Origin of the sequence: Pseudomonas sp. SLBN-26 (assembly GCF_006715895.1) — a bacterium.
Taxonomy (GTDB): domain Bacteria; phylum Pseudomonadota; class Gammaproteobacteria; order Pseudomonadales; family Pseudomonadaceae; genus Metapseudomonas; species Metapseudomonas otitidis.
The window spans coordinates 1283888-1300168 of sequence record NZ_VFOB01000001.1; the positions used below are offsets into that span (position 1 = coordinate 1283888).

Below are 16281 nucleotides of genomic sequence, written 5' to 3' on the forward strand. Positions count from 1 at the left end.
TCCTACCAGGCGCCTGTCCAGCCGCCCGAATCGTCGTCGTTGCCCTCCCACCGGCTCAGGGAGCTGGGGGCCGGGGTGTAGTCGATGGCGGCGCCTTCCATCCAGGAGGCGCGTATGGCCATGGCCAGGGCCACCGCGATGTCGCCGTGGCGCTTGCCTTTGCCGGTCTGGCTGTCCTGGTCTTTCTGGCGGCCCTTGTCGATGGAGGGGATGCCGGCCACGACCTTGACCGCTAGCAGGTCGTCCAGGGTGTTCTGGTGCCGGGGCAGCTCCAGGTTGGCGGCTTCGAACTCGCCTTTGAGCTTGGGCATCCATTCCTGATACCAGGACGCGGACAGGTGGACCTGGTCCACCACGTCGGTGCCGTACTTGAGGGCCGCCTGTTCGGCCAGGTAGCCGCCGTTGCCGGTGGCGTCGAAGGCCATGCCACCGCGCCGGGGCAGCCGGTCGCAGATGTAGAACAGGACCTGGCGCTGCTGCTCGTAGGTGAGGTTGCGCAGCTCCACCAGGAACGGCACGCGCTTGCGCAGGTTCGGCTTGACGGCCAGGGGGCAGAACACGGTCAGGTCGCCACGCCGGGCGAAGTCTTCGCCGAAGTTGTGGCGGTCGCGCGGGTCCAGGCGGGCCAGCTCGGGGGCCAGGTTCTCCAGGCACCAGGCGTCGACGGCGGCCTGGCGCTGGCCGGGTGACCAGCTTTCGAAGCCTTCCGGGGCCTCGTAGCGGTAGATGCGGATGGAGCGGTCGGCCACCATGGCCTGCTCGATGAGTACGCGGGACAGGTAGGCGCCGCCGCTCTTCTTGGGGATGCAGCCATATTCCTCGTCGGCCGACTCGGTGTTGGGGGCGTTGCGGTACAGGCCATCCCGCCAGGCCTTTTCCGCCTCAGGCGACCAGGCCTGGCCGGTGACGTAGCAGATGCGCCGATACAGGCCCTCGGCGATGGCGGTGTCGAGGGTGATGCGGTGGACGCTGTAGTCCTTGCGGCCTTCGCGGGCGTCCTGGATGAACTGGTTGAAGGGGTTGTCGACGCCGTTGTGGGTGCTGATGAGGCGCACCTTGTTGCCCCACATGGTCAGGGCCAAGGCGGCCTTGAGCAGCTCGGCCAGGGACTCGTGGAAGGCCGCTTCATCGATCACCACGTCACCCTGGAGGCCACGCAGGTTGCTGGGGCGACTGCTCAGCGCCTGGATTTTCCGGCCGGTGCGGGGGAAGCGGATCATGTAGGTGAGGATTTCCTCCTTCCTGCCCTCGTCCCAAAAGGTCTGCTCGTAGACGTCGGCCTCGGCCAGCTCGTTAAACGCACGCGCGAACAGCGCACAGGCGGCGATGTACTCCAGCGCCATCTCCTGCCGGCTGCCCACGTAGAAGGTATTGCAGCCACCCCGGCGGCGGGGCTTGGCGGCGTTCATCACGTTGCGCCCGGCCTCGGCCCAGGTCAGGCCGGTGCGGCGGGACTTCTCCGCAATCATGATGGGGCTCTGGTCTTCGAACCAGCGTTGCTGGTACGGCAGAAAGACCGGCTCGTTCGCCGGTTGCGCCTCGCCGATCTCCTGGGGCACGTCGACGCCGTGCAGCGCCATTTCCTCGGCCAGGTTGATCAGGCGGGGGGCGCCCAGGGCCTGGAGCCCGTCGGCGGCCTTGTCGGTGGTCGCGCGCATGGCCATCAGGCTTTCCCCAGGAGAATGCCGCGAATGCGTTCTTCCAGCTGCTCGCTCATGCCGTCCTGCCCGCGCAGCTCTTCGCTGACGGCTTCGGCCGCTTCGGCGGCGAATTCCGCGCGGATGGCCCGGCGGTGCTCGGCGCTCCACTTCTTCTGCACCACGGAGGCCTTGACCAGCTCTGCCACGGCTTTGCCGACCTTGCCGATATCCAGCTTGCCGTCGGCGGCCAGCAGCACCTGGAGCAGCTTCTCCTGGACCAGGCGCACCAGGGCTTCGTTGACGGCGCCTTCATCGTCGGGGGCGGCCTGGACCACGGCGCGAGCTTGCTCGCTGGCCATGCGCAGGCTGGCCAGGCGCTCTTCGAAGCTCTGGCCGTAGCTGTGCAAGGCGGACTTGCCGATGCTGTAGCCGCGCTCGGCCAGCTCGGCCGACAGGGCTTCGTAGCCGCTGAAGTTGGCTTCCACCAGCGACTGGTCCAGCCAGGCCTTAACCTCGGCGGGCAGTTGGGCGACCTTGCTGCGGGGCGGCATGTCAGCTCCCCGCCCAGTACTTCTCGGGGCGTGCGATGCCGGGGTGGCACGCGACGGTGTACTCGACCACGTCCACGCCCAGGGAGGTGAGGCCGCAAATCCAGGGGCCGCTGGGCTGTTTGACCAGGGTTACCAGCGAGCGGTCTGCCAGGTAGTCCAGTTCCTTGCGCAGCTCCATGGGCGTTGCGTCGGTGTAGATGCACTGCACCATGCTCAGGACCACTTCCTCATGGGGGTCGATGGGGCGCGAGGTGTTGAGGGTCAGCAGGATGTACCAGCGCAAGCTCTCGCGGCGTGCCTTGGCGGGGTCAATCATTGCGGGCTCCTTTCAGCAGGACGTTCTCAAACTTCAGGGCCAAGCCATCGAGCTTGGCCTCGATTACGGATTGCCCGCGCACCCAGTCTTCGCGGCGGACGTAGTTGACGGGCAGCTCGGCCTGGAACTTCAGGAAGGCGCGCTCCAACTGTGCGAGGGCCTGGGCGTCCTTTTCCTGTCGCTCCAGGACCTGGGTGAAGTTCTGATCCCAATGGGCAGCGGCGGCGGTGCGTGCGGCGTCCTGGGCGGCGAAGCGTTCGGCCAGACGCTTCTCGAACTGGGCCAGCAGCAGCTTGACCAGCGCCACCACTACGGTGGCGAACACGGACAACATGCCGCCGCCCCAGCCGATCAGCTCGCTCAGTTCAAAGGCCATCAGCGGTCCTCCTGGACGATGTCGATAAGGGCGTTGAGCTGGTCGGCAATGCCTTTGCACTGCTCGGCGTAGCGGACGTGGTGGCGCAGCAGGTCGGCGCGGTCGATGCCGGCGTCGAGGCGGTCAGCGGCTCGGGCATCGGGGGGCGTCGCAGCAGTTCCGCCGGGATGTTCGGCGGCGGGCACTGCGGCGCCGGTGGCCTCGTTCCACACGCGGACAAAGCCGCGAGTGAACACACAAGCAGGAAGGGGTTCAGGCGGCGCATCGAGCGCGGCCTGGTAGAGGTCGTTAACACGGGCAATCTCTCCGGTTAGGCGGTCGGTGGTTTGGCGGTGCTGGCGCTGCTGGGCGGCCAGTTGGGCGGCGGCCTGGTCGGCCCGTTGGGTCTGTTCACGCAGGGCATTGGCGGCGGCTTTGGCATCGGCAGCGGCCTGTAGGGCGCGCCTGGTATCGGCCTGGGCGTGCTCGGTGCGCAGCTTTTCCAGTGCTGCCTCGCCCTCGGCCGTGGCCGTGGTGTAGCCGGCGCGATAGGCCGCACTGAGTACGGCCAGCAGGCCCACCACGATCAGAACCATGGCGCCGACGACCAGGGCGTGTCGGAGCGCGGGCGGCATCACGCGCCCTCCAGGCACTGGCGCATCTCGGCCAGGCGGCGGCGGTGCAGGCCGCGCACGAATACGCGGCGGCCCTTGGCGTCGGTGACGTAGGCCCACACGGGGCGGCCGTCGGCGCCCCAGGCGAGGGCACGGCAGCCATCGGCCACCCGGCCTGCATTGATCAGGCCCACGGCACGGCTGGCGCAGGTGGCGGGGGTGCCGACGTTGTGCCCATGGCTGGACAGGGCGTCGAACACCTTTTGGCTGATCTGGTCGTTGGTGATGCAGTCGGCCAGCGCCAACTGCCCTCGGGCTATGACCAGCGCCTCGACCTCGGCACAGCGTGCGTCGGACCAGTAGTCGCCGATCACGACGGGGTACGGGCTGGTATGGGCAGTGATGCCTTTGCAGACGGTGGGCAGGTCCTGGGCCAGTGCGTCGGGATAGACGGTGTTCTGCCCGGTGCCTTCCCAGGTGCCGAGGAAGGCCACCAGGCCGGCGCTGGCCAGCACCAGGCTGCCCTGGGCGATTCGGGTTCTCAGGCTCATTCGGGGCCTCGCGTGCACAGCGCCCGGAGCGCGGCCAGGTGAGCGTTGCCCACCTCCGGCGCCGAGCGAGTGGGGTGGATAACGCTGTTGAGTACGTTCTGGCGGGGTGCTGCCGGGGGCTTTTGGTGGGCAGCGGCTCGGCCTTCGCGGCGGTGCCGGAGGTAGGCCTGGCGCTTCTCCCAGGCGTCGCGGACGTGGGTTTCAACCTGGTCCCGCCATTCAGGCGGGCAGCGCGCCAGGATGGCCTCCCGCGCGGAGCGATCCACCTCCGCCAGGATGGCGGCGGCGTAGTCGCGCGGGGTGCGTAGGGGGTGGTGGGGTTGAGTGTTCATGCCGCCATGTTCGGCGGCATGAGGGGGGCGACTGTAGAGTGACGGGGTTCAGTAGAAACGAAAGGCCCCGCGTTTGCGGGGCCTCGTTTAGCGCTGCTCGATGCCGATGTCCTGGGCGTATCGGTATGCCTTGTATCCGATGCCGTTGTGATAGTCGCTCATCTTGGAGGTGAAGCCTGGGGCGGTTGGGTTCAGGCTGAGCACCTGCTGGGCGGCTTGCGCATTATCGCGCATGACAACGGCCAGCTTTTGACGCTTCTCGGGGCCCTTGCCGAGGGCGGCGTTAGCCGCAGCCAACTGACGCGCAATCATGCCCTTGAGTGCTGCTTTGTCGGACTCCTGCAAGGCACCGTCACGGTAGAGGGACAGCCCGTTCTTAACCTGCATCATGAGCTTGGCCTGTTGCTCCAGGTCCGTGGACGTGTGGGTGGCAGCTGCCTCGCGGAACGACTCAAGCGTCATTTCGGTGAGTGGGTCCTGGTCAGCTTGGACGCAGGTCGCCACCATGAGCAAGGCGGCAAGAAACAGGCGGTACATTTTCCTTTTCCTACTCAATGTCTTTGAGGGTGAGGTCAGGGTTCTTGATGGCAGCGGCACAAGCTGCCGTGTCTTCCTTCCAGCGGCGCTGATCATAACTGGGCGCTTCTCCTCGATACTTCCCGAGCGCGCATATGGCCGCGTAGGCCTGCAGGTCCATCATCACCTGCTTGCAGTCGCTGTAGGGAAACAACGCTCTGTACTTCAGGTGGTCGTCTGGCCATTCCTTCAGTCGATCAATCAGCTTGTTTGAGATTGCATTGAGCTTCGTCTCGTCCTTCGCTGCGCACAGCTTCCCTACGGGCGCGCGCATCTCTAGTGCATCCCTCAGAAAGGCCTTCGCCTTCTCGGCTGCCTCTGCATCAGTAAAAGCGCTCTCCACCTCTGCAAATGACAGAGCAGGCAAGCAAGCCAAGACGGCAACCTTCAACACCTTGTTCATGCGAGTCTCCAAACTCCCTGGTCAAGCAAGGCCCGGATGATGCCGCCCTGCCGGCTTCAGTGGAACAGGTCGCCCGTCATGTCCGGGGACGGTGCCTGCTTGAGAATCTTCCATATACGGCGGTCGCTCAGCCCGTAGGTGCGAGCCAGTTCGTTGACCACGGTGGTGCTGGAAACCCCTTCACGGACAGCCTGTTCGAACTGGCGGTGGATCTCCAGGTCACGCAGGCGGCGCAGGGGCTCCGCGCAGCGCGCAATGTACAACGGAACGTTGCCCCAGCGCTTGGCCATGATATCCGCTGCCTCGGGGCCCACGATCTCCGTCAGCGCTTCGTGGCGCATGATCCCCAGGCGGTTGACGCCTCGGGCCACCGGCCAGGTGGTGCCGCCCAGTTCTTCGACCAGGCGTTGGGTGGCGGGCAGGCCAATGGCCTCGGCGATCTCGCGAATCTGCGCGGGCAGGCACGCCCGCACTTGCTCCAGGTTCACTGCCGCCTCCCGTGGCGCTTTGCGTCATAGGCCAGGGCGGCAACCAGGCGGCGCAGTTGGTCGGGGTCGCACCACTCCACGCGCTCGACCTGGAACATGCGCCGCGCCATGCCGTCGGCGTAGGCGATGGTGCGCTCGGCCTCGGCAAGCTGCGCGTTGATCTTGCCGATCAGGGCGGCACGCTCGGGGGCGGGCTCGGCAGTCTGGCGGCCTGCGGGCGACTTCCTGGGGCTGGTGGGCTGGAACCCGAGGCGCTCCAGCTCGGCCAGCACGCGGCCGATCTGCCGTGGCGTCAGGCCCTTGGATGTCGTTGCGCCTACGGTGCGCATCAGCATGGCGCGGTAGGTGTCGTCATCCATGCCCAGTTGGCGCCGGGCGATCTGAATCTTTCGGGCTGCGGCGCTCATACCGGATTCCTCGGGTCCATGGCGGCCAGGAAGGCCTCCGGGTCGCGGCGGGCCAGGCCCGCCATGTAGCGAATGGCCAGGGTGATGGCCTCGTCGCGTTCTTCGATTTCCGCCACCTGTTGCATCTGCTCCAGGTCGGCACGGGTGCTGCGGTAGGTGATGAACGATGTCCGCTCGGCGCCTACGGCAGCGCGATGGGCAGCCTCGCGGTTGCGCTTCGCCTGTTGGCGAAGGGCGTCCTGCCGCCGGATTTTGTCGTTTCGTGTGCTCATGCTGGCTGCTCTTCAGTACCGGGCCACCACGCCCGGCAGACCATCCCCGGCTTGGCCGGGGCGGTTTCGCTCAGTGAATGCGCTCGATGCTCGTGTTGTTGGCCAGCAGGTGCTTTTTCAGGCTGTTGAAGCTGGTCCAATCAGCGCGGAAGTAGACGAAGCGCTTGGCGGCCATTTTGTCGGCTTCCCGCTTCCCGAAGACCTTGCGGTATCTCTCGATCTCCTTCGCGCTAAACATGGCGCTACTGGTCCTGCGCATGAAGCGCCGCGCTTCATCGTGCTGCGCCTCGCCGCTGCGGCTGGCGATGCACCAGGCTCCGTTGAGAACGCCGTCCACATAGACCGTCGTCGCCCATTTGCGGCTCTTCGTATCGGCCTCCTGGGCGAGCGAAACTTCGTACTGATCGCACCTCAGTTTCATGTGCCCCCAAGGGCTCGCCATCTGCGCCTCAAGGTCGTCCCAATCTTTCTGTTCCATTTCGTGCCTCGGCCTACCTGGTCAATGGAGGGTGTGGGCGGCCGGCATCAGGGCGCAGACCGGGACACGGGAGATGACGGATTCCACCTCTGCCAGCTGTTGCAGCTGCACTGCCAGGGCGCCGGCCTTGGTTGCCCGTCCGAGAATGGAAATGGGGGCTTCGCTCTTGTCGACGGTGACTGATACCTGCCCCGCCTTGGTGTCCTCGATGATCAATACGAACTTGGCCATTTGCGGCTCCTTCTTATCGTTGGCTCTTGAACTGGATGTGGTACTGGCGGGCCAGTTGACGGACGCGCTTTTCGGTCAGGCCCAGGCGGAAGGCGATGCGCTTGGGGGCATGCCCCAGGGCAGCCTCGGCCATCACCCTTGATGCGAGTAGGTCGTCACCTGAGAGGCTGCGCTCGGGCTGGGCCGAACGGATCACTTCGGCCACCGGGGGCGGCGGCTCTTCGCGCTCTTCCACCGTCTGCGGCAGGTGGGGGCTGATGACGAACGTCTGCGGCTTGTCGCTCATCTGGAAGCCGACCCGCTCGATTGCGCCGCCACGGGCCAGGAACTCGGCCGTCAGGGCGGCCAGCCGGTCGGACTCGCGGCGGTGTACGTCGGTCCTGTGGGCGATGGGTTCGTCGCGGGTGGTGTCGTGGAAGTTACGGATGTGGGTTCGCATCACTCCACCTCGACTCGGCATTGCCACAGCTCGACGCCCTGGTCGTCACGGGCCTCAAGGGTTGCGGTGATGGACTCGGCCCCCTGGAACTGCTTACGCGCGACGGCCTGGGCGGCAAAGCGGGCATCCTGGGTGCTGGTGGCGCGCAGCTTGGTGCCGGGGATTGTGGCGATGTACGCGCCCCCCGCTGCGGCGCGTACGCGGGCAATGAGCATGCGCATCAGTGCACCTCCGGATTGATCTTGGCGATGTCCAGGCTGATGGGGACGTACTGGTCGGTATCGCCTACGCGCTCGTAGAGGCGCAGATAGGACGTGGTGCTGGCCACTTGGCAGGCTTCGCCAATCGCGGTCATGGCGCGTTTCCAGCGCTCGTCCTCAATGGCCAAGCGGCGCAGGGCCAGGACGCTGGCGGTGCGAATCTCGCCCTTGGTGTCGGTGCGGAATGCGTCGTTGATCAGCAGCTTGACCTCGGAGCGGGCGCCCACGGTCCAGTCGGCCAGGCATTCATCGATCAGGGCGCGGGCGGCTTGCAGGCGTTCGTCAAAGACGATGCTGTCGGCCTTGGCCCGGATGACCTTGTAACGGCCGTCAAACGTCACCAACGTGACGTTGCCCTTCTTGCCGCCCAGGTGAACGTCGTACTGCTCCGCGCTCAGGTCGACGAATGCGTCGACATCGCCGAACGCGGCGGCCTTGAACTGGGCCAGCTCCTGGTTGAGTTCGTAGGCGCGGCCCACCAGTTGGCGCACTAGCCGGTCGCGTTCCAGGTCGATGGGTTTGATCATCTCGATGGGGACCAGGCGGCCCTGGGCGTCGCGCCACAGGCCAGGTTGAATTTCGGGGGATTGCATCGTGTGTCTCTCCTGCTCAATGCATGGTGTCGCGGTAGCTAATGGGCTCGCGCCATTCCAGGGTTACGCCCCGGAACAGCACGCTGTATCGGGTACTGCCGGCGCTGGGGTGCCGATGAAAGCCGCCGACGATCAGCCCTTGTTCCAGAAGCCAGCGGCCATCGGCCGGGCCCACCTCCAGGCGGTTCTCGACGGGGTGGAACGCGGCGATGCGCACCCCCAGCCGCTGCAACTCGCGGGCGGCGCCGTTGAATTGGGCGAGGTTGGCCCGCAGGGCGCTGGTCAGCACGACAAGGGGACGCGGCTCAGTGGCGGCCATGGCTCTTCTCCGTACAGTTGGGGTTGTGTGGGCAGTGCTGGCAGGCCCGCCAGTGCTGCATGGCGGGCGGGTTGTGGGTTGGTGCTGGGCGCTCGCGGTAGCTTTGGCACTGCGTGCTGTCGATGACCTCGCCCAGGGCGACGCACTCGATACGGCCGAGGGCTTCCAGGACGCGGCGCTCGATGCGCGCCGTGCTGGGGGACGGGTAGCGGTTCTGCAGGGCCAGGGTCACCGCCGTGCGGCTGATGCCGACACGCTCGGCCACGCGGCTGCGGGTGCTGCGCTCCACCTCGCGGGCGAGCAGCGCGATCCACTGCGGGGGCACCTCGCCCCATGCGGACAGGTCGACGCGGGCGGCGCTGCTCATGGGCGGTCCCCCTGCGCAAGGGCGGCCTCGATGTCGGCCAGCTCGCCCTCCGTCAGCGTGAGGGACAGCCCACGACCCGCGACCATCGCCAGCAGCTCGCGCATGCGCCGGTTCTCGGCGCGCAAAGCCGCCAGGCTGTCCTGCCCCTTGGCCCACACCACCTGGTCCAGGTTCGGGTCGTAGACCTGTTCATAGGTGCTGCGCTGGTAGATGGGGTGCAGCGGGCCGGTGTTACGGCCAGGCATCAGCCGATAGCGCGCGGGGTTGCCTGGGGTGCCGCCCTCGCGGGTGACGTAGCCGGCCAGGGCCAGGCCCTGGAGGTACACGCGGGCCGCGCCGTCGCTGATCGAGGCGCCGCCCACCTGGGCCTGTGCTGCTGCCTCGGCCGCGCTCAGCTCGCCCAGGATGCGCAGCGCACGCCAGATGCATTCGACGGCCTCGGGAGGCTGGCGCTCGCCCTTGCGATTGACGCGTGGCGCTTCGGCGCCTTCATCCTGGAGCAGCTCCCACAGGGCATCGCGGCCCATGGCGCGCACCTGGCCGACGATGCCGGCTTTGCAAAGCGCCCGCAGGTAGTCGCGCACCGCCTCATCATCCTGGCCGCTGCGGCGGGATACGTTGTAGGTGGTGAGTGCTACGTCGCTGCGGGCCAGGGTACGGATGGCCTGCCACATGTGCTGCCGGGGCAGCAGGCCGCCGGCCATGGACAGGTGGACGGGACGCTTGCCGGTACGCATCAGGCGATCCTCCGGGCCGGGGCCTCGCCAGTGAACCAGCCGCGCTTGCCCCAGGCCGCCAGGTCCATGGTGGTGACGCCTGCTGCCTGCGCCTGGGTGTGGACCTGGTACAGGTTGACGACGGCCCGGCGCAGGCACCCGCGCACTTGGCGGTTGAGGTCGTCCAGCAGGTCGTCGGCCAGGGTGAGGTTGGGATAGGTGGTTTCGGCCAGCTCGCGCAGGTCCTCCAGTGCGGCGGGCTGGGCCGGCACCCATTCCAGGACCCGGTTGTGCAGGCGCTCCAGGCGGGCCAGGCTGGCGGGGACACGTTCCTCGCCGATCAGGACGATGGTGCCCTGGCTGGCGTTGTAGAGGTCGGTGAGGATGTTCGCGGCGGCCTTGTCCACCAGGTACTGGACGTCATCCACGATCAGCGGGCGGCCGCTGCGGCTGAGCTGCTCGGCGATCTGGTCGACCATCTCCGACAGGGTGCGGGCCGGGGTGATGGCCATCTCGCGCAGGACGCCCAGCAGGAAGGCCTTTCGGGTCCAGGCCTCGCGGCATTCGACGTAGTAGGCGCGGTGGCGGTTGGCGGCGAAGCTGGCAGCAATGGACTTGCCGTAGCCGGTGGGGCCGTACATGACGACCAGGCCAGGCAGGCCAGCGGGGCGCAGCATGGCGCGGTTGATGGCGCTGGTGAGCAGGCCGACGTTGGTAAGGGGGGCGATTTTGGTAGTCATCGTGCGTTACTCCTGGTCAAGCGTTGGCCGTTGAGGCGGCCGTGAATTCGTACATGTCGAGGATGTCGAGGTATTCGGGGGTGTCGGGGTAGCTGCGGTGCCAGCGGCTGGCCTCTTCGTCCAGCAGCTCGCCGGACGCGATGCGGGCGTCGAGCCGCGTCCACAGGCGGTAACGGGACATTGAGTCGCCGGGCACCTGGAAGGCGTCGGCCGGGGCAGCGGCGAGCCGGCGGGCCTCGGCCAACTGCTCGGCGGGAATCGCGGCAACTGGCGCGGCCTTTGGCACGACGTGCAGCTCGACGTCCTGGCCGGTCACGACCTTGGCTTTCTTGACCAGTCGTGCCAGTTGGCCCTGCTCGCGCTTCGCGGTAGCGCGGTCTATGAGGCTCTGCGGCATTGCGGGGCTGGCGTTGCCATCGCGCTGCGCCTCGCCGATCAGTTCGCCGTCCAGGGTGTGGACCCATACGCGGCTGGCGTCGCGGAAGTCATAGGCAACGCGGACTTCCTGGCCGTGCAGGGGCTCCAGCTCGCGCAGGAAATACACGCTGCTGAAGAGGCGCACCTCTGCGCGGTTAGTGGTGCGCACCACCTGCGGCCGCACCAGGCTTTCAACCACGGCGGCGTCGGCCTTCAGCGCCTCCCAGCCGTCGGCCTGCGCCGACTTCCAGGACTCCATCGGGCTTTGATGGCGCATCTTCCCGCTTTCGAGGTCGCGCACCTTGGGGAGCCCCCGATGCGGGGCGTGGTTGTAGGTGTCCAGCGCCTGCTGCAAGGCGGCAAAGAAGTCCGCAAAGGTGGGGATGTGCTTCGGCTGCAATCCTTGGGCGATCTGCCGGCGGGACTGGCGGTGGACGCGGGTCGCCGCTTCCTTGTCCATGTCGGCGCCGATGTAGCTGTCGAAGGCCTTGGCCAGGCGGACCAGGATGGTCTTGTGGGGGCGTTCAATCACGCCACGGGCCTGGGAGTTGTACGGCAGCGAGTGGGTGATGGTGCCGCCCAGTCGGTCGTTGACCTCATAGACGACGGCGTTGTCGAAGCCGCTGCCGTTGTCCACGTACAGCACTTTGTACATGCCGACCCGGCTCACGCCGTCGCGCAGGGTGTCGAGCGTCGCGAGGGTCGACTCGGCCAGGTTGACGGAGAAGCCGACGATGCGCCGGGTGCCCCAGTCGATAACCATGGTGATTTCGGGCCGGAAGACCTGGCCGGTAAGCGGGTTGAGTACCTCGGCGTCGAATGTGTGGCCGTCCGCGATCCAGACGTCATTGGGCCAGAGCATGTCGGCCGTGCGCCGATTGAACGCCTTCAGCGACTTGATTTCCCGTGCGCCGATCCGGCCTTGCTCGCGCACCTGCGGCGGCATCTTGGCCAGCATCCGCCGCACGGCGTGAATGCTGGGGCAGCCCGGATAGTCGACCTTGAAGGCGGCATAGGCCGCCTCGACGCTGGGCTTCTGCGGGCGCTGGTAGTGCTTGAGGAAGGTCGGGGCCCACACCGGCAGCGTCATGTCGGGCTTGCGGCGGGCGGGCGCCAGGGCAATTTCGCCATCCTTGCGGAAGTCTGCCAGCCAGCGCTTGAGTGTGCGCTCGCTGAGGGTCCGATCAGCGTTCTTGCGGTCGTTGGCTCGCTCGACCTGTTTGGCCAGGTAGTGGTTGAGCTTGCCATCGCGCGCCAGCTCCACCAGCGTCAGGATGGCCCGCTGCTGGCTGACCATCTGGCTCATGCGCTCAATCTCGCGAATGATCGACACCCGCGCGGCCATCACCTCGCGTTGATCGTCGGTCAGCCGTGACACGGAAACACCGTCACGCTGAGGCGCAATCAGGGTGTGCGGGGCGCTCGGGGCAGGCGACTGAGCCGGCTGCTCCTGCTGGACCAGGCGCGCCACCAGGGCGGCCTGGGTCTCGGCGGGGAGAACTGCAAACGAGTACTCGATTGCCTTGGAGCCAAGGCGGCGCTGGCCTTCCCAGCCCGAGCGATCAGCCAGCTTGCGTACGCCACGCTCGGTGCCCGGCATTCCTGCCATCCCCGCAAGCTCCTGGGGCGTGAACCACTGACTCATGGTCACTCTCCCATCCGGCGCTTGAGTTCGCGGGACTGCCGGGCCGCTTCCTCGCGGATGCGCTCCAGACGCCCCAACTCTGCGAGCAGCGCGTCACGTCCATAAGCGACACGTCCACCGCGCAGGCTGACTAGCCAGTTGGTCAGGACGTGGCTGGCGCAGACTTCCTCCAGCAGCGCTGCACGATAGAGAGGCAAGTTGTGATCGACCCGAGCCGGGGAAGACCAAGCGTCGAGCATGGCCTTGCTGACGTCATCGCCCGAAAGACGCGACATGCGTGCGGCAATTTCGTAGCGGTCCAGATCACTGGCTTTGAGCATTTCGCCCACCAGTTCACTGACCTGCATGGAGTAGTTGCCTTGACCCGGTACGGCCAGAACCGGCTGCGGTATCTCGAACAGGTCGAGGGTGCGGGTGTCTTTACCGTGACGCATGTTTAGTTATCCGTCCCTGTTTTACGGTGCCCAAGGTCATAAGCTGGGTTATGCTTTCGAGCTTGCGATCCCATAACTTCTGCTCGCTTCGGCCTTTGCCGATGCGGCACGCCGTCGGCATTCCAGCGTTCGGGCCAGAGTTCGAAGGTCTCCAGGCTCAGCGCGCTGGCGATTGCTCGCTCGACACGGGGATAGGGTTGGCGCTTGGCGTTCTTCACGGCTTGGGGAGTGACGGCCAAGTCTTCGGCGAGTTTGGCCAGGGATGACCCCCTGGCCCTCAGCTGAAACTTGATCCACTCCCAGCGGAGGGTGGGTTCGCTTGGAATTTCGGAAATGTTCATGCCCTTGTCCTGTTATTGCGGCCACCGAAAGGTGGCTTTTTCGGGACGTCTAACCTGTCCTTGGGCATAAACATAACCCGAATACGGGAATAGTCAACCCGTATTCGGATAGTTCCGATTCCTCAATACGAGACTTTGCATCCCAAAAATGGGCTAAGGCATTAAATATCAATGACTTACGAAGATTCGGAACAAAAGGAACAAGGCGCAAATTCGGTTCCGTTCCCGAATACGGGAATCGGAACCCGCATCGAGGCGGTGGCAGACCTGTATCCATCCAGGAAGCAGGCAGCCCAGACCGCTGGCGTTGCGCTTTCCACGCTCCAGCGCTGGCTCGCTGAGGAAGGGATGCCCGCTTTCGACTCTCTGGCCCGCTTGGCTGCGGCAAAAGGTGTGTCCCTGGACTGGGTCGCAACTGGGAGCGGGAGCATGTATTGCGGCTCGCCGGCCGCTACTGCGCCGGCTGAGCTGGACGAAGCCTATGCACACATTCCGCTTTACGACGCGCGTTGCAGTGCCGGTAGCGGCGCCTGGAATGAGCGCGCACAGGTGCTGGTGCAACTGGCGTTCACTCGCTACAGCCTGAGGAAGAAGGGGCTGAACCAAGCCGACCTGGCGTGCTTGCGCGTGGATGGCGACTCGATGACAGGCCTACTGGAAGACGGCGATACCGTCATGATCGACCAGGGCCGCAACACCCTAGAGGGTGAGGGTGTCTATGTGGTGCTGCTCGATGAGCACCTCTACGCCAAGCGACTGCAACGCCAGTTCGATGGCTCAGTGCTGATCATCAGTCATAACCGTGAGTATCAGCCGATGACTGTTCCCAAGGATCGACTGTCAGAGCTGCGCATTATCGGTCGCGTGGTTTGGGCAGGCGGCTGGATGGTGTAGGAGCCATCTCGTACACTGACCTCGCCTGAGTAGACACGCCTACCAGGCACCCGGTGCCAAATCCTTATGCGAAATTTGCCATCCTCGGCGTTTCGGATATTTGGCACCGCTTCCCCTCCAAGCACTCCATATCCCGCGCCGTCCGGCCTCTTCCGGTTTCACCCGGTCTCTTCCGGCTCCCTTGCCCCTGTGCCAATACTCTCACTAGCTCACACGCACTCGGTGCTGATGCCAGGCTTGGAATGGTGGGGCGGGGATAACCGCCCCTTCAGGAGGCCGAGCGCAGTCGTCGTGGAGGGGGTTGAGCGACATGGATGTCGCGAGAGCGCTGCTGGGCCAGGGATGGCCCGTCAGCGCGTGCCCCTGAAACGACGATGGAGTGAGGGAAGTCCCGCGCAGCGGGACCCGTATGCAGGGGCAAGCCCTTTTGGCTCCTTTTGGGGCGACTGCCAAAAGGGGCTCGCCCGGGAGGGCGAAACATGTGCCATCAGCAGAACTCCGATAACCAACCGGGCCTGAATAAACACTTCCCGCACCCTCCCAGCCCCATTCATCACCCACAGTGATAGTCACCTTCGCAGCGTTCGATTCGTTCCGCTCAGCCCCGCGACGCAGACTCCGCCCACTCACAAGTCCAACTGGCGGAGCTACACATGGAACAGACCCCCCACAAACCCTGGCGCACCGGCCTTACCCTCGCCGCAATGCTGGTGCTCGCGGCCTGCGGCAAGACGCCCGAGGCCCCGATGAACCAGGCCGCCGCCAAGGTCAGCGTTGCCGAAGTGCTGCAGCAGCCGATCAACGAATGGGATGAATTCACCGGGCGCCTGGAAGCCCCCGAATCCGTCGAGATCCGTCCCCGCGTCTCCGGCTACATCGACAAGGTGGCCTTCCACGAAGGCGGCCTGGTGAAGAAGGGCGACCTGCTCTTCCAGATCGACCCGCGCCCCTTCCAGGCCGAAGTGAAACGCCTGGAAGCCCAGCTGCAGCAGGCCCGCGCCGGCCTCAACCGTGCCCAGAACGAAGCCCGCCGGGGTGACCGCCTGCGCCAGAGCAACGCCATCTCCGCCGAGCTGGCCGACGCCCGCACCAGCGCCGCCGCCGAGGCCCAGGCCAATGTCGCGGCGATCCAGGCGCAACTGGACAACGCCCGCCTCAACCTCGGCTTCACCCGCGTCACCGCGCCCATCGACGGTCGCGTCAGCCGTGCCGAGATCACCGAAGGCAACCTGGTCAACGCCGGCGAATCGCTGCTGACCTCGGTGGTCTCCACCGACAAGGTCTACGCCTACTTCGACGCCGACGAGCGCGTGTTCCTCAAGTACGTGGAGCTGGCCCGCAAGGCCGGCGCCGACGCCCGTGGCGCCAGCCCGGTGTACCTGGGCCTGTCCAGCGAGGCCGGCAACCCGCACCAGGGCCAGCTGGACTTCCTCGACAACCAGGTCAACCCGCGCACCGGCACCATCCGTGGCCGCGCCGTGTTCGACAACGCCGACGGCCAGTTCACCCCCGGCCTCTACGCCCGGGTCAAGCTGGTGGGCAGCGACACCTACCCCGCCGCCCTGGTGAAAGACGAAGCCATCGGCACCGACCTCGGCAAGAAGTACGTGCTGGTGCTGGGCGACAACAACACCGTGAGCTACCGCCCGGTGGAGCTGGGCCCGAAGGTGGAAGGCCTGCGCATCATCCGCACTGGCCTGGCCAAGGGCGAGAAGATCGTCGTCAACGGCCTGCAGCGCGCCATGCCCGGCGCCACCGTGGACCCGCAGGCGGTGCCCATGGCCGATGACAAGACCCTCGCCCGCCTGGACGACCTGCGCCGCTCGGTGGAAGGCCGCGATGCCCCACGCGTGGCCGAACAGAACGCAAAACCCTCCGTCAGCCCGCGCGGCTGAGGTAGTA

At 66.2% G+C, this 16281-nt stretch carries 26 protein-coding genes and 1 other RNA gene; 2 read left to right on the forward strand and 25 right to left on the reverse strand.

All coding sequences use genetic code 11. The annotated features are described in order from the left end of the window. Positions 1-2: 2 nt before the first annotated feature. The 25 genes from FBY21_RS05950 to FBY21_RS06070 all read right to left on the reverse strand — a co-directional run bounded on the left by FBY21_RS05950 (position 3) and on the right by FBY21_RS06070 (position 13485). A complete protein-coding gene (locus tag FBY21_RS05950) occupies positions 3-1664 on the reverse strand; it encodes a hypothetical protein (RefSeq protein ID WP_142009432.1) in 1662 nt (553 codons plus the stop codon). Beyond that, entirely contained in the window at positions 1664-2191 is a 528-nt protein-coding gene (locus FBY21_RS05955) for a DUF3486 family protein (RefSeq protein WP_142009434.1), read from the reverse strand. The genes FBY21_RS05950 and FBY21_RS05955 overlap by 1 nt, the downstream gene beginning before the upstream one ends. Position 2192: 1 nt before the next feature. Continuing rightward, the gene (locus FBY21_RS05960; RefSeq protein WP_142009437.1) at positions 2193-2507 is read right to left on the reverse strand and encodes a hypothetical protein; all 315 of its coding nucleotides are present in this window, start codon (positions 2505-2507) and stop codon (positions 2193-2195) included. Beyond that, on the reverse strand, positions 2500-2883 hold the full coding sequence (locus FBY21_RS05965) for a hypothetical protein (protein ID WP_222119515.1): 384 nt from the start codon (positions 2881-2883) through the stop codon (positions 2500-2502). The genes FBY21_RS05960 and FBY21_RS05965 overlap by 8 nt, the downstream gene beginning before the upstream one ends. Further along, complete coding sequence (locus tag FBY21_RS29340; RefSeq protein WP_160158569.1) at positions 2883-3497, reverse strand: DNA-packaging protein; 615 nt, start codon at positions 3495-3497, stop codon at positions 2883-2885. The genes FBY21_RS05965 and FBY21_RS29340 overlap by 1 nt, the downstream gene beginning before the upstream one ends. Further along, positions 3497-4027: a lysozyme gene (locus tag FBY21_RS05975; RefSeq protein WP_142009441.1), complete on the reverse strand. Its 531-nt coding sequence runs from the start codon at positions 4025-4027 to the stop codon at positions 3497-3499. The genes FBY21_RS29340 and FBY21_RS05975 overlap by 1 nt, the downstream gene beginning before the upstream one ends. After that, positions 4024-4359 (reverse strand): hypothetical protein, encoded by a 336-nt coding sequence (locus FBY21_RS05980; RefSeq protein ID WP_142009444.1) that lies wholly within the window; start codon positions 4357-4359, stop codon positions 4024-4026. The genes FBY21_RS05975 and FBY21_RS05980 overlap by 4 nt, the downstream gene beginning before the upstream one ends. Positions 4360-4446: 87 nt before the next feature. Continuing rightward, positions 4447-4896 (reverse strand): hypothetical protein, encoded by a 450-nt coding sequence (locus FBY21_RS05985; RefSeq protein WP_142009446.1) that lies wholly within the window; start codon positions 4894-4896, stop codon positions 4447-4449. A 10-nt stretch (positions 4897-4906) separates the two neighbouring features. Then, on the reverse strand, positions 4907-5338 hold the full coding sequence (locus FBY21_RS05990) for a hypothetical protein (protein WP_142009448.1): 432 nt from the start codon (positions 5336-5338) through the stop codon (positions 4907-4909). A 56-nt stretch (positions 5339-5394) separates the two neighbouring features. Continuing rightward, positions 5395-5826: a Mor transcription activator family protein gene (locus tag FBY21_RS05995; protein ID WP_142009451.1), complete on the reverse strand. Its 432-nt coding sequence runs from the start codon at positions 5824-5826 to the stop codon at positions 5395-5397. Continuing rightward, positions 5823-6233, reverse strand: a complete 411-nt coding sequence (locus FBY21_RS06000; RefSeq protein WP_142009453.1) for a gp16 family protein — start codon at positions 6231-6233, stop codon at positions 5823-5825. The genes FBY21_RS05995 and FBY21_RS06000 overlap by 4 nt, the downstream gene beginning before the upstream one ends. Continuing rightward, positions 6230-6505, reverse strand: a complete 276-nt coding sequence (locus FBY21_RS06005; protein WP_142009455.1) for a hypothetical protein — start codon at positions 6503-6505, stop codon at positions 6230-6232. The genes FBY21_RS06000 and FBY21_RS06005 overlap by 4 nt, the downstream gene beginning before the upstream one ends. Beyond that, positions 6505-6577: hammerhead ribozyme type II (locus FBY21_RS06010), an RNA gene on the reverse strand. The genes FBY21_RS06005 and FBY21_RS06010 overlap by 1 nt, the downstream gene beginning before the upstream one ends. Beyond that, on the reverse strand, positions 6576-6983 hold the full coding sequence (locus FBY21_RS06015; protein ID WP_142009457.1) for a hypothetical protein: 408 nt from the start codon (positions 6981-6983) through the stop codon (positions 6576-6578). The genes FBY21_RS06010 and FBY21_RS06015 overlap by 2 nt, the downstream gene beginning before the upstream one ends. Positions 6984-7004: 21 nt before the next feature. Continuing rightward, a complete protein-coding gene (locus FBY21_RS06020; protein WP_142009459.1) occupies positions 7005-7214 on the reverse strand; it encodes a hypothetical protein in 210 nt (69 codons plus the stop codon). 13 nt (positions 7215-7227) lie between these two features. Next, positions 7228-7653 (reverse strand): hypothetical protein, encoded by a 426-nt coding sequence (locus FBY21_RS06025; protein WP_142009462.1) that lies wholly within the window; start codon positions 7651-7653, stop codon positions 7228-7230. After that, complete coding sequence (locus FBY21_RS06030) at positions 7653-7874, reverse strand: hypothetical protein (protein ID WP_142009464.1); 222 nt, start codon at positions 7872-7874, stop codon at positions 7653-7655. Before FBY21_RS06030 ends, FBY21_RS06025 begins: the two co-directional genes overlap by 1 nt. After that, a complete protein-coding gene (locus FBY21_RS06035) occupies positions 7874-8506 on the reverse strand; it encodes a DUF3164 family protein (RefSeq protein WP_142009467.1) in 633 nt (210 codons plus the stop codon). Before FBY21_RS06035 ends, FBY21_RS06030 begins: the two co-directional genes overlap by 1 nt. Before the next feature lie 16 nt (positions 8507-8522). Next, a complete protein-coding gene (locus tag FBY21_RS06040; RefSeq protein WP_142009469.1) occupies positions 8523-8825 on the reverse strand; it encodes a hypothetical protein in 303 nt (100 codons plus the stop codon). Then, complete coding sequence (locus tag FBY21_RS06045) at positions 8812-9192, reverse strand: hypothetical protein (RefSeq protein WP_142009471.1); 381 nt, start codon at positions 9190-9192, stop codon at positions 8812-8814. The genes FBY21_RS06040 and FBY21_RS06045 overlap by 14 nt, the downstream gene beginning before the upstream one ends. After that, entirely contained in the window at positions 9189-9929 is a 741-nt protein-coding gene (locus tag FBY21_RS06050) for a hypothetical protein (protein ID WP_253543657.1), read from the reverse strand. Before FBY21_RS06050 ends, FBY21_RS06045 begins: the two co-directional genes overlap by 4 nt. Then, complete coding sequence (locus FBY21_RS06055; protein WP_069559785.1) at positions 9929-10648, reverse strand: AAA family ATPase; 720 nt, start codon at positions 10646-10648, stop codon at positions 9929-9931. The genes FBY21_RS06050 and FBY21_RS06055 overlap by 1 nt, the downstream gene beginning before the upstream one ends. 16 nt (positions 10649-10664) lie before the next feature. Then, positions 10665-12710, reverse strand: coding sequence for a DNA-binding protein (locus FBY21_RS06060; protein ID WP_142009474.1), 2046 nt, complete (start codon positions 12708-12710; stop codon positions 10665-10667). Positions 12711-12712: 2 nt separating this feature from the next. After that, positions 12713-13144 carry a hypothetical protein gene (locus FBY21_RS06065; protein WP_142009477.1) on the reverse strand — a complete coding sequence of 144 codons (432 nt, stop codon included), beginning with the start codon at positions 13142-13144 and terminating at the stop codon, positions 12713-12715. 2 nt (positions 13145-13146) lie between these two features. Beyond that, complete coding sequence (locus FBY21_RS06070) at positions 13147-13485, reverse strand: transcriptional regulator (protein WP_142009480.1); 339 nt, start codon at positions 13483-13485, stop codon at positions 13147-13149. 171 nt (positions 13486-13656) lie between these two features. Here FBY21_RS06070 and FBY21_RS06075 point away from each other — a divergent pair, with 171 nt between their 5' ends. Continuing rightward, on the forward strand, positions 13657-14379 hold the full coding sequence (locus FBY21_RS06075) for a S24 family peptidase (protein WP_142009482.1): 723 nt from the start codon (positions 13657-13659) through the stop codon (positions 14377-14379). Positions 14380-15032: 653 nt separating this feature from the next. Continuing rightward, positions 15033-16274 (forward strand): multidrug efflux RND transporter periplasmic adaptor subunit MexE, encoded by a 1242-nt coding sequence (mexE, locus tag FBY21_RS06080; protein ID WP_044407468.1) that lies wholly within the window; start codon positions 15033-15035, stop codon positions 16272-16274. The last annotated feature ends 7 nt before the right edge of the window (positions 16275-16281 follow it).

What these genes read in the sequence shown, in the direction of transcription:
- FBY21_RS06060 (WP_142009474.1), bottom strand. Translation starts at nt 12,710, where the DNA reads ATGAGTCAGTGGTTCACGCCCCAGGAGCTTGCGGGGATGGCAGGAATG.
- FBY21_RS06070 (WP_142009480.1), bottom strand. Translation starts at nt 13,485, where the DNA reads ATGAACATTTCCGAAATTCCAAGCGAACCCACCCTCCGCTGGGAGTGG.
- FBY21_RS06065 (WP_142009477.1), bottom strand. Translation starts at nt 13,144, where the DNA reads ATGCGTCACGGTAAAGACACCCGCACCCTCGACCTGTTCGAGATACCG.
- FBY21_RS06030 (WP_142009464.1), bottom strand. Translation starts at nt 7,874, where the DNA reads ATGCGCATGCTCATTGCCCGCGTACGCGCCGCAGCGGGGGGCGCGTAC.
- FBY21_RS05960 (WP_142009437.1), bottom strand. Translation starts at nt 2,507, where the DNA reads ATGATTGACCCCGCCAAGGCACGCCGCGAGAGCTTGCGCTGGTACATC.
- FBY21_RS06020 (WP_142009459.1), bottom strand. Translation starts at nt 7,214, where the DNA reads ATGGCCAAGTTCGTATTGATCATCGAGGACACCAAGGCGGGGCAGGTA.
- FBY21_RS06025 (WP_142009462.1), bottom strand. Translation starts at nt 7,653, where the DNA reads ATGCGAACCCACATCCGTAACTTCCACGACACCACCCGCGACGAACCC.
- FBY21_RS06005 (WP_142009455.1), bottom strand. Translation starts at nt 6,505, where the DNA reads ATGAGCACACGAAACGACAAAATCCGGCGGCAGGACGCCCTTCGCCAA.
- FBY21_RS05985 (WP_142009446.1), bottom strand. Translation starts at nt 4,896, where the DNA reads ATGTACCGCCTGTTTCTTGCCGCCTTGCTCATGGTGGCGACCTGCGTC.
- FBY21_RS05950 (WP_142009432.1), bottom strand. Translation starts at nt 1,664, where the DNA reads ATGGCCATGCGCGCGACCACCGACAAGGCCGCCGACGGGCTCCAGGCC.
- FBY21_RS06075 (WP_142009482.1), top strand. Translation starts at nt 13,657, where the DNA reads ATGACTTACGAAGATTCGGAACAAAAGGAACAAGGCGCAAATTCGGTT.
- FBY21_RS05965 (WP_222119515.1), bottom strand. Translation starts at nt 2,883, where the DNA reads ATGGCCTTTGAACTGAGCGAGCTGATCGGCTGGGGCGGCGGCATGTTG.
- FBY21_RS05955 (WP_142009434.1), bottom strand. Translation starts at nt 2,191, where the DNA reads ATGCCGCCCCGCAGCAAGGTCGCCCAACTGCCCGCCGAGGTTAAGGCC.
- FBY21_RS05975 (WP_142009441.1), bottom strand. Translation starts at nt 4,027, where the DNA reads ATGAGCCTGAGAACCCGAATCGCCCAGGGCAGCCTGGTGCTGGCCAGC.
- FBY21_RS06035 (WP_142009467.1), bottom strand. Translation starts at nt 8,506, where the DNA reads ATGCAATCCCCCGAAATTCAACCTGGCCTGTGGCGCGACGCCCAGGGC.
- FBY21_RS05990 (WP_142009448.1), bottom strand. Translation starts at nt 5,338, where the DNA reads ATGAACAAGGTGTTGAAGGTTGCCGTCTTGGCTTGCTTGCCTGCTCTG.
- mexE (WP_044407468.1), top strand. Translation starts at nt 15,033, where the DNA reads ATGGAACAGACCCCCCACAAACCCTGGCGCACCGGCCTTACCCTCGCC.
- FBY21_RS06040 (WP_142009469.1), bottom strand. Translation starts at nt 8,825, where the DNA reads ATGGCCGCCACTGAGCCGCGTCCCCTTGTCGTGCTGACCAGCGCCCTG.
- FBY21_RS06055 (WP_069559785.1), bottom strand. Translation starts at nt 10,648, where the DNA reads ATGACTACCAAAATCGCCCCCCTTACCAACGTCGGCCTGCTCACCAGC.
- FBY21_RS06050 (WP_253543657.1), bottom strand. Translation starts at nt 9,929, where the DNA reads ATGCGTACCGGCAAGCGTCCCGTCCACCTGTCCATGGCCGGCGGCCTG.
- FBY21_RS06015 (WP_142009457.1), bottom strand. Translation starts at nt 6,983, where the DNA reads ATGGAACAGAAAGATTGGGACGACCTTGAGGCGCAGATGGCGAGCCCT.
- FBY21_RS05980 (WP_142009444.1), bottom strand. Translation starts at nt 4,359, where the DNA reads ATGAACACTCAACCCCACCACCCCCTACGCACCCCGCGCGACTACGCC.
- FBY21_RS06000 (WP_142009453.1), bottom strand. Translation starts at nt 6,233, where the DNA reads ATGAGCGCCGCAGCCCGAAAGATTCAGATCGCCCGGCGCCAACTGGGC.
- FBY21_RS06045 (WP_142009471.1), bottom strand. Translation starts at nt 9,192, where the DNA reads ATGAGCAGCGCCGCCCGCGTCGACCTGTCCGCATGGGGCGAGGTGCCC.
- FBY21_RS29340 (WP_160158569.1), bottom strand. Translation starts at nt 3,497, where the DNA reads ATGCCGCCCGCGCTCCGACACGCCCTGGTCGTCGGCGCCATGGTTCTG.